Below are 8,755 nucleotides of genomic sequence, written 5' to 3' on the forward strand. Positions count from 1 at the left end.
CGCAATTTTTTGCTCATGCTTGTTTTTATATAAATATACCGCTATGCGGTCGATTTACATGAAAATGGGCGGGAGAAATTATGTTTAGTCCTGATATGTTTAGATACATCATTGATCCTGATAAAATTACAGAAGAAAATGTACCCAATAAAAGGCTTTTGGCTGAAAAGCATGTGTTCAGGTATAACATTCTCGATCATGAAAAAGTTTTAAGTGATTACAGTTTTTTTAGCAGAATTTTAAAGAATTTTCATAAAGTTTTCGAAGTTTTTGCTTCTCAAACAAGGTAAAAATTTCTATACAGTTTTTGACAGATCTTTATTTTTTTTGTTTCTTAAGATAGAAATAAATTGATCTACTATCTGTGGATCCCAGACGGTTCCTGCGCCATTTATAAGCATTTCAAAAGCTTTTTCAGGGGCAAGAGCTTTTCTGTAGGGTCTATCGTCAATCATTGCATAGTATGCATTTATTACATAAAGTATTCTTGATCCTCTCGGTATAGTCTCTCCGGAAAGAATACCAGGATAACCTGTTCCATCCCAATTTTCATGATGATGTTCAATAATATTTATAATATATCCGGTGGATTTAAGCGGTCTCAGAATCTCTTTTGCCGATAAAAGTGGATGCTCAAGCACTTGCTTTCTTTCTTCATTTGTTAAAGGACCGGGTTTTATTAGAATTTTTTCGGGTAATAAATGACTTCCAATGTTATGTAACACACATGCAATTTTTAATTTTTCAATTTCTTCATCTGATAAATCTGATTTTTTTGCAAGTTCTGTAACCAGAAAAAGTTTTTCATCCAGATATTCATTTTTGTAGATATTGTTGCAGGCTTGAGAAAGTGAGCAATATATACAATTCATTATGTCAAAAAGATTTTCACCTTGAAGTTTATTTAATTGAATGTCTTTTACAATTTGAGAAGCTGCCGGAATTTGTTGTTTAACAAGCAATTCTATAAATGTATTTACAATCAAACGCTGCCAGTCTGTTTCTTCCTGTTTACTTGCAACTTCAACTCTGTTTCTGCCGTTTTTCTTCGCTAAATACATAGCCTGATCGGCAAGTTCAAGAAGCTCTCCTATAGATTCCGTATGTTTTAAGAAAGTCGCAACACCAATACTTGCAGAAATAGGTATGGATTCTTTAATCTGTGCTTCAGCAATAGCTGCTCTAAGCCTTTCTGCAGCAATAAGACCACCCTCTATCTCAATACCGGGAAGTATTATAGCAAATTCTTCTCCGCCAAATCTTGCCGCAATATCTACAGAACGGGCATTTTTCTTGAGAATGACCCCTATTTGTTTAATTGCTTCATCTCCAACGGAGTGTCCATGCGTGTCATTAATTTTTTTCAAGTGATCCAAGTCAAGTGTAATAAGCGTAAAAGGCTGATTTAAACGGCTTGCTCTCTCAACTTCCGCTGTCAGGCATTGATCAAAGTGCCTTCTGTTGTACAAAGCCGTTAAACCGTCTGTAATAGCCTGTTTTTTAATTTGTTCAAAAAGGTTTGCGATTGTCACTGCAAGTTCAATTTGTCCTGCAAAAAGGCTCAAAAAGTTTTTTTCCGTACTTCCTATTTCACTTCTGATAGAAATAGTAATAAGGCATCCGAAAGGTTCTCCTTGCACTATTATTGGCAATATTGAAATAGCCCTGTTCCCTAACAGCTTATCGATGGCCTCAAGTTTTTCATCTTCTATTTCCGGTACAGCACCCTGAAACAGTTCTTTAAAGTTTTTTATTTTGACTATTTCCCTGTTTTTCAGGGCATTTACAATAATATTATTTTCACAGCTCAAAGGTATATCGTAAGAAAATATAGAGCTTTGCAATATATCATGCATTTTTGCGGAAAAACTGTTTTCGTTTGCGGCTCTTATTTTGAGTCTTGTTCCTGATTCGAAATTATAAATCTGAAAAACAAAGCAATACAGATACCCCAGCTCGTCAGACAATCCGTTAATAACCGTAGAAAGAACTTCAGATAATGGCTCAGCCGAATTCATGGTGCTCCAGATGTGTTTTAAAGTCAGCAAGCTTTTGTTGGCCTGATTTAATTCGTCAGTCCGTTCTGTAATTTCTCTCTCAAGTAAGAGATTTCGTTCAAAAGTATTTTTGAATCTTTTTCTTTCATCCAAAAAATTATCTTCAAGAATATTAACTTTATCCTTGAAAGTCCCTACTTTATTAACAATATCTTTAAGCCATCCTGATGCCATATGTTTTTACGACCTGTTTAAATACTAAGTACTTAGAAGCACACAATTATTTATAATTATTATAGTATAACATTTTTTATATTGAAATTAATTTATTTATAATTTTTATCATCCAATCTAACTAATATACCCTGTTTCTTTGCTCAATAAACGTCAGAATCTTTTCAGGAGAAAGCTGTTTCATACATTCCATATTATTATCGGATCTCGGGCATTTTCTTTTAAAGCAAGGCTGACAAGGAAGTTCTGCCGCTAAGGCTATATGTTTTTCTCCAAAAGGAGGAGTCCTTTTAAAACCTGTAGAACCAAAGAGCATTATTATAGAAGGTTTTTGGGTTGCATTTGCAATGTGTGCAGGTCCTGTATCAGGGGCTATTAAGTATTTTGCCCTGTTAAAAAGCTCTATTAACTCAAAAAGATTGGTTTTGCCTGCCAGAGAAAGATAATTGCTTTTCTGATTTGTGTTGTTGACCTGCTCATCTCGAGCTCTGCATATTCTTGCAATAAGTTCTTTGTCTTTTTCTGTCCCTGTAAAAATAATATTATATTCGGGCGCAAGTTTTTCCAGAAGTTCTGCCCAGTATTTTTCGAGCCAGTGTTTTGAATCCCAGATGGTAGCAGGAGAAAATATTATGATTTCTTTGTTTTTATCGATATTTTCCAGAAGCTTATCAATATAAATTTTTGCGCTTTCGCTTACCGGAGGAAGACTGAACTGAACTTGGTCAACAGGCGCTCCAAGGTAAGCAGCAGGCTCAAGATATCTTTCTATTATTAATTTATCGGGGTCAAAATTATCATGGGCAGGGAGTTTTTCGTTTACAAAGATACTTGCAAATTCTCTTGTTCCAGCATGTGCTATTTTTCTTTTTGCTCCGCTTAAAAACGCTATAATTGCGCTTTTAAATAATTCCTGCAAATCTATGACTATGTCAAATTTTTCTTTTCTGATTTTTTTGATTAATATAAAAAATTCCCATAAATTTTTTATATTAAAACCTCTGTTTTTCCATTTTTGCTTTGGAAAAACAAAAATTTTGTCAATTAAGGCGTTATTTATTATAATATCAGAAGATTTATCCTCTATAGCCCATGCAATATACGCCTCAGGGAATTTTCTCCGTAGAGAATGAAGTATGGGCGTGGAATGAATGACATCACCAATCGCGCTTAGCCTTACTATTAATATTTTAGGGGGAGTATTCATAATTTCGGACTTTATTTATATTTTACTTTAATTGGTCTTGCCGATAACAAAATATTCTAAAATTATTCAAATAATCTTTTTAACGTACAACTATGTGATTGTTGTTCAATTGTTTAGAGGAACAAATATTCGGATACCTGCTTTATTATTTTAATAGAAAAAATAATAACACAGATATTAGTTAGGCTTATTAACAATCTGATAGAATTTAATATCTGTTTTTTAAAAACTTAAGTTTGTATTGCAATTAAGCAATATTTTGTTGTCTAAGAACCGTTTTTCAGTCAATAAAGGATGATGCATAGAGGTTATATGCTTAAAATAAAAAAGAACAAAGATCTTGACTCTTCTCAAAGTCGTATTACTTATTTGATTAATCAATTAAGCAATAGTTTGGATAATGAAGAGTTAAGCAAAACATATAATCGTTTGCTTATAGAAAGAGCAACCATAAGAAAAAAGCTTGAGAATAAAAAATCAAATAATGTTTTAATAAATTTTTGCGAAAAGCTTAACAGGAAAAAAAACAAAAAACTTATTTGCGATTATTTTAAAATTTAATAATATTAAGAATTAATATTATTTGTTGAATCTTAATATAAATCTAATATTTTTATTAAAAAATAGTGCTATAGTAATACAAAAGTTCTTAAACTACTAAAATGACATGCTGACAGGGCGTTTAAGCAGGTGATGTCAAGTTTAATTACAATTTTTGTATCTATATTTCTTGGGGAGAAGTAAACTTTAAGAGGTAGGATTTATGAAAGAAGAAAAAGAATTACCTTTTGTATTCAGTCATTCTAATCCTTTATCAGCTTCAATAGAGCAAGAAACATACATAAGGAACGGTAATTATACTATTGCGGGTCTTGAAGGCAAACTTTTTAAAAGAATTACAAAATTATTAGCACTTAATCCTTTATCAGGAAATGTTCTTATAAAAGAAAAAACTTGTTGCAGTGATTACAATTATGAAAAATTTTTAGTAGTTTCACGTGACGGAAAACCGGAAAAATTCAAAGGCGAAAATTTTTAAATCTTAAAAGCTGTCTTTTTTAAATATTAATTTTCCTTTACAAAATAAAATTATTTAAAAATTTGAATTTATAATATGTTTTAATTGTTATAATTTAAATATTTATTAAGCTAATATTAAGAAAGCTTGAAATATATTTTATAAGGAGAATATAAGTGGGCAAAATATTAGTCATTGATGATGATGAATCAATTTTAGAGCTGGTAAAAATAAATCTTGAATTAATGGGACATGATATTTTAACTGCACCTGATGGCATAAAAGGCTTTGCTCTTGTTAAACAGGAGTTGCCTGATCTTGTAGTTCTTGATGTTATGATGCCCGGAGTTGACGGTTTTACCGTTGCTCAGCGAATCAGGCAAAATTCTTCTACAAAAGAAATTCCTATTCTTATGCTCACAGCACTCGGTATGCTTCAAGATAAAGTGCAAGGTTTTAATTCAGGTGTTGATGATTATTTGATTAAGCCTTTTGAACTCGAAGAACTCAAAATAAGGACAAAAGCTCTTCTAAGAAGATCAAATGCGATTCCCGAATCATTAAAAACACCTGAAATACTTTCTGTAGGCGACTTTACTCTCATACCCGAAAATTTTACGGTAAAATTAAACGGGGAAAACGTAAAATTAACGCCTATTGAGTTTGAAATACTTAACAATCTTTTTCAGCACCACGGTCAAGCGGTTTCATCAGGAGATTTGCTTAAAGAAATATGGGGCTATTCAAAAGACGATGATGTAGAAACAATAAGAGTCCATATAAGACACCTTCGATCAAAAATCGAAAAAGCAGGTTCGGATAAAAATTATATTGAAACTATTTATGGCGGTGGATATAAATTTATGCCGCAAGGTTTTGAAAAAGCAAAATAAAAAAAGAGACACAGCCTCTTTTTTTTGAATAACCTCTTTATTTTAAGAGGTCAAGATGGAATTGTTTATTTGTATTTTTAGCATAATAGTTAGAAAGATAAACACCTATATATTTGGGATTTAAAGAAGCAGATTTTGTTAAGTTTTCTTTTTTTGTTTTAGTTTCTCCGGTAATCGCCAAATTTTTTATTTCTTTTGTTTCTTCAAAAAACCTTTCAATTTTATTAATAGCCATAAGTTTATCCTTCCTTAAATTTAATTGCAGCTTCTTATTTTTAGTGTATCTCTTTTTTATATACATTCATCAAACCAACGGTTTAAACCTGCAGATGAAAAACCCGGGAATTTTTATTCTCGGGTTTTTCATAATTAATTAACTCGAATTGCTTGTATACTGAAAAGCATCACTCCTAAAAGCTATAGTGCTTTCGCAAAAAATATTTCATTTCTTAATTACTTTTTCAGAGCACTATAGTCGAAATCTAAATGAATATTGGTATTGTCATTCTGAGGGCTAAAGCCCGAAGAATCTGTCCAAAAAAGTATTTAAGCTTAAAACCCAAAAGGGACAGATGTTTCGCTTTGCTCAACATGACAATAAAAAAATTAATTGGCAATTGGAGTTAATTAGCGATTTGAGTTAATTATTATTTTTTAATCAAAGGAGTTATTTTGCTTATAAATTCTTTTATTGATGATTCTTCTTCAGGATTATTCGAAAAATTCAAATATTTTTTAAATAGTTCTATAGAATTTTTATAATCGCCTTTTTCTGCATAAATTAACCCGAGATTGCTATAAGCAGCACTAAGATCGGGATTGGTCTTTATCGCAAGTTTATAGTTTTCAATTGCCTTATCTATATTTTTTTGTTTCTCATAAGCTTTTGCCATATTGAAATAATAAAGAGATTCAGCCTGATTGTCTTCTTTAACAACTTTTACATTTTTAATATTTTTAATAGGAGTAGCAGCATTTGTCATTTGCGCTCTGACAAAAGATACATTAGTTAACAAAAATAAAATAATTAAACACCCTAAAAGATATTTTCCTGTTTTCATTATCATCTCTCCCTCTTTAAAAGTCGATAAATACTATAGTTGAGTGTTCCATATAACATTATTCAAAAAAAAATGATGATTTTTTTCTGCAATCTTGTATAATAAATAGTGTATTAATAAATTTTATTAGTAATTTGCAGTATTTTGAATTCCCCATTTTATTAGTAATATTGATTTAGAGTTGAGATCTTATTTCGAAAAAAAGAGTACTGAATAAATGCGCCGTATAATCCCTTTAGAACTGGTCGGAAATGACAAACTCGATTTTGACCTTTATGACGAAAAAGGAGAAATCCTTTATAGGAGTGGAGATAATCTCACTCCCGAGTTGTTAATTAAACTTAATTATAAAAAAGTATATGTAAAAAATTTATTAGCAGACGAAAACTTGGAATTTGAAAATCCTGTTATATTAACTCATAACACTGTGATTTCCGAGAAATCAACAAAAAATCTTGTAAAGAGTGCAAAAACAATATTTAAAAAGGTTTTTGACAACGAAAAAGTTGAAACAGCTGTCTTTACAGAAGCCACCGATGTGATATTGCAGGAAGTAAGCAAAAATCTTGAAAAAATTGATTGCATAAGCCAGCTTAGAATCTTTGATGAATATACTTTTTCTCATACAGTAAACGTTTCTACATATAGTTCTGCTATCGGAATAACTTTAGGGCTAAGTGAAAAGGATATCAAGGAACTTGCTCTCGGGGCTTTGCTTCATGATGTAGGCAAAATGCTTGTACCTATAGAAATTTTAAATAAGCCTGCAAAGCTTGATCCTGAAGAATTTGAAATAATGAAAACTCATACAGTGCGCGGTTATAGATATATTAAGAAGAATTTAGAAGTAAGTGATGCTGTCGCTAGAGTTGCTCTGGATCATCAGGAAAAATATAGCGGTGGCGGTTATCCTAACGGATTAAAAGGGAAAGAAATTAATCTTTATGCCCAAGTTACAAGTATAGCTGATGTTTATGATGCACTAACTTCAAACAGAGTCTACAAAAGAGGTTTTGCGTCAGAAAAAGCTATCGAAATTATGATCTCAGAAGGAGAAAAAAGCTTTAATCCGTATATGTTAAGTAAATTTTTGGAAATAACTGATTACAAAAAATAAAGGTTCTTTTAAACAGCAAACCTGAAGTGCATTATATCTCCGTCCTGAACGATATAATCCTTCCCTTCGAGGCGGGTAAGTCCTTTTTCCCTGGCAACTGTGTACGATCCGCAGTTAACAAAATCTTTATAAGAGGTTACTTCAGCCCTAATAAATCCTTTTTCCATATCAGTATGAATAATACCTGCTGCTTGAGGTGCTTTCATCCCGACTTTTATTGTCCAGGCTCTAACTTCAATCTCTCCGGCGGTAAAATATGTTCTTAGGTCTAGAAGATCATAAACTTTTTTGATCATTCTTTCTGTTCCGCTATCGGTAACGCCAAGTTCTTTAAGAAATTCTTTTGCTTCTTCAGCTCCAAGATCTACCAGTTCTGCCTCAATTTGTGCGCTAATCACAACTACTTCGGCTCCATGAGTGTTTGCATATTCTTCGACTTTTTTAACAAAATCATTTCCGCCTGATGCAAGGTCATTTTCTGAGACATTTGCTGCGTAAATAACTGGTTTTGTGGATAAAAGATGGAGATTTTGAACAAAAGGGACTTCTTCTTCCGTAAATAAATCCATAGAAAAAGGTTTTCCGTTGTTCAAAAATTCCAGAAGCTTGTCAAGTGCCTGATCTTCGATTATCGCATCTTTATCTCTCGATTTTACGTTTTTCAAAACTCTTTCTTTTCTTTTTTCGACAGTTGAAAGATCTGCCATAGCAAGTTCAAGATTAATTGTTTCTATATCGCTTACAGGGTCAATTTTTCCTGAAACGTGTACTGTGTTTTCATCTTCAAAGCATCTTACCACTTGAATTATTGCATCAACTTCTCTTATATGTCCCAAAAACTGATTTCCCAGCCCTTCGCCTTTGCTTGCACCTTTTACAAGTCCTGCAATATCATAAAATTCTACTGCGGTCGGGATGATTTTAGTTGTTTTTACGAGGTCTTGAAGAATTTGCATTCTTTCATCCGGTACAATGACAACGCCTTTGTTTGGTTCTATTGTACAAAACGGATAATTAGCCGATTCTGCTTTTTTGCTTGATGTTAAAGCATTAAATAAAGTTGATTTTCCTACGTTTGGTAAGCCCACTATTCCAGCCTGAAGCACTTTTATATTACCTTTCGATTATTATTTTAACGATTACTGCCTTTATACCACAAAGACCAATAAAATTCAGTTTAGAAATTCAAATGGGTTTTTAAACTCGACATGTTACTTTTTGTAACTAG

Annotated in this window: 10 protein-coding genes; 5 read left to right on the plus strand and 5 right to left on the minus strand. The window is 32.0% G+C overall.

Annotated elements, in window-relative coordinates; all coding sequences use genetic code 11:
- The first annotated feature begins 80 nt into the window (after positions 1 to 80).
- Complete coding sequence (locus WCG23_06010) at positions 81 to 290, plus strand: hypothetical protein (GenBank protein ID MEI8389423.1); 210 nt, start codon at positions 81 to 83, stop codon at positions 288 to 290.
- Between the two features lie 6 nt (positions 291 to 296).
- Here WCG23_06010 and WCG23_06015 read toward each other — a convergent pair whose 3' ends face one another.
- Positions 297 to 2,231 (minus strand): diguanylate cyclase, encoded by a 1,935-nt coding sequence (locus WCG23_06015; GenBank protein ID MEI8389424.1) that lies wholly within the window; start codon positions 2,229 to 2,231, stop codon positions 297 to 299.
- 121 nt (positions 2,232 to 2,352) lie between these two features.
- On the minus strand, positions 2,353 to 3,438 hold the full coding sequence (waaF, locus tag WCG23_06020) for a lipopolysaccharide heptosyltransferase II (protein MEI8389425.1): 1,086 nt from the start codon (positions 3,436 to 3,438) through the stop codon (positions 2,353 to 2,355).
- A 312-nt stretch (positions 3,439 to 3,750) separates the two neighbouring features.
- On the opposite strand from waaF, the gene WCG23_06025 reads away from it, so the two are divergent.
- The 3 genes from WCG23_06025 (at position 3,751) to WCG23_06035 (ending at position 5,349) form a co-directional block, all read left to right on the plus strand.
- Positions 3,751 to 3,999, plus strand: a complete 249-nt coding sequence (locus WCG23_06025; protein ID MEI8389426.1) for a hypothetical protein — start codon at positions 3,751 to 3,753, stop codon at positions 3,997 to 3,999.
- Positions 4,000 to 4,201: 202 nt separating this feature from the next.
- Positions 4,202 to 4,477, plus strand: a complete 276-nt coding sequence (locus WCG23_06030) for a hypothetical protein (GenBank protein MEI8389427.1) — start codon at positions 4,202 to 4,204, stop codon at positions 4,475 to 4,477.
- A 155-nt stretch (positions 4,478 to 4,632) separates the two neighbouring features.
- Complete coding sequence (locus WCG23_06035; protein ID MEI8389428.1) at positions 4,633 to 5,349, plus strand: response regulator transcription factor; 717 nt, start codon at positions 4,633 to 4,635, stop codon at positions 5,347 to 5,349.
- A gap of 37 nt (positions 5,350 to 5,386) precedes the next feature.
- Here WCG23_06035 and WCG23_06040 read toward each other — a convergent pair whose 3' ends face one another.
- Both WCG23_06040 and WCG23_06045 read right to left on the minus strand, forming a co-directional pair.
- A complete protein-coding gene (locus tag WCG23_06040; protein ID MEI8389429.1) occupies positions 5,387 to 5,584 on the minus strand; it encodes a hypothetical protein in 198 nt (65 codons plus the stop codon).
- 412 nt (positions 5,585 to 5,996) lie between these two features.
- Complete coding sequence (locus WCG23_06045; protein MEI8389430.1) at positions 5,997 to 6,410, minus strand: tetratricopeptide repeat protein; 414 nt, start codon at positions 6,408 to 6,410, stop codon at positions 5,997 to 5,999.
- A 217-nt stretch (positions 6,411 to 6,627) separates the two neighbouring features.
- On the opposite strand from WCG23_06045, the gene WCG23_06050 reads away from it, so the two are divergent.
- Positions 6,628 to 7,527: an HD-GYP domain-containing protein gene (locus WCG23_06050; protein ID MEI8389431.1), complete on the plus strand. Its 900-nt coding sequence runs from the start codon at positions 6,628 to 6,630 to the stop codon at positions 7,525 to 7,527.
- 8 nt (positions 7,528 to 7,535) lie between these two features.
- On the opposite strand, the gene ychF is transcribed toward WCG23_06050, so the two are convergent.
- Positions 7,536 to 8,633, minus strand: a complete 1,098-nt coding sequence (ychF, locus tag WCG23_06055; protein MEI8389432.1) for a redox-regulated ATPase YchF — start codon at positions 8,631 to 8,633, stop codon at positions 7,536 to 7,538.
- Positions 8,634 to 8,755 lie beyond the last annotated feature (122 nt).

Source organism: bacterium (assembly GCA_037147175.1).
In the GTDB taxonomy this organism is placed as follows: Bacteria; Cyanobacteriota; Vampirovibrionia; order Gastranaerophilales; family UBA9971; genus UBA9971.

Coding starts and splice junctions, on each gene's coding strand:
- WCG23_06010 (MEI8389423.1), top strand. CDS start 81: ATGTTTAGTCCTGATATGTTTAGATACATCATTGATCCTGATAAAATT.
- WCG23_06015 (MEI8389424.1), bottom strand. CDS start 2,231: ATGGCATCAGGATGGCTTAAAGATATTGTTAATAAAGTAGGGACTTTC.
- waaF (MEI8389425.1), bottom strand. CDS start 3,438: ATGAATACTCCCCCTAAAATATTAATAGTAAGGCTAAGCGCGATTGGT.
- WCG23_06025 (MEI8389426.1), top strand. CDS start 3,751: ATGCTTAAAATAAAAAAGAACAAAGATCTTGACTCTTCTCAAAGTCGT.
- WCG23_06030 (MEI8389427.1), top strand. CDS start 4,202: ATGAAAGAAGAAAAAGAATTACCTTTTGTATTCAGTCATTCTAATCCT.
- WCG23_06040 (MEI8389429.1), bottom strand. CDS start 5,584: ATGGCTATTAATAAAATTGAAAGGTTTTTTGAAGAAACAAAAGAAATA.
- WCG23_06045 (MEI8389430.1), bottom strand. CDS start 6,410: ATGAAAACAGGAAAATATCTTTTAGGGTGTTTAATTATTTTATTTTTG.
- WCG23_06050 (MEI8389431.1), top strand. CDS start 6,628: ATGCGCCGTATAATCCCTTTAGAACTGGTCGGAAATGACAAACTCGAT.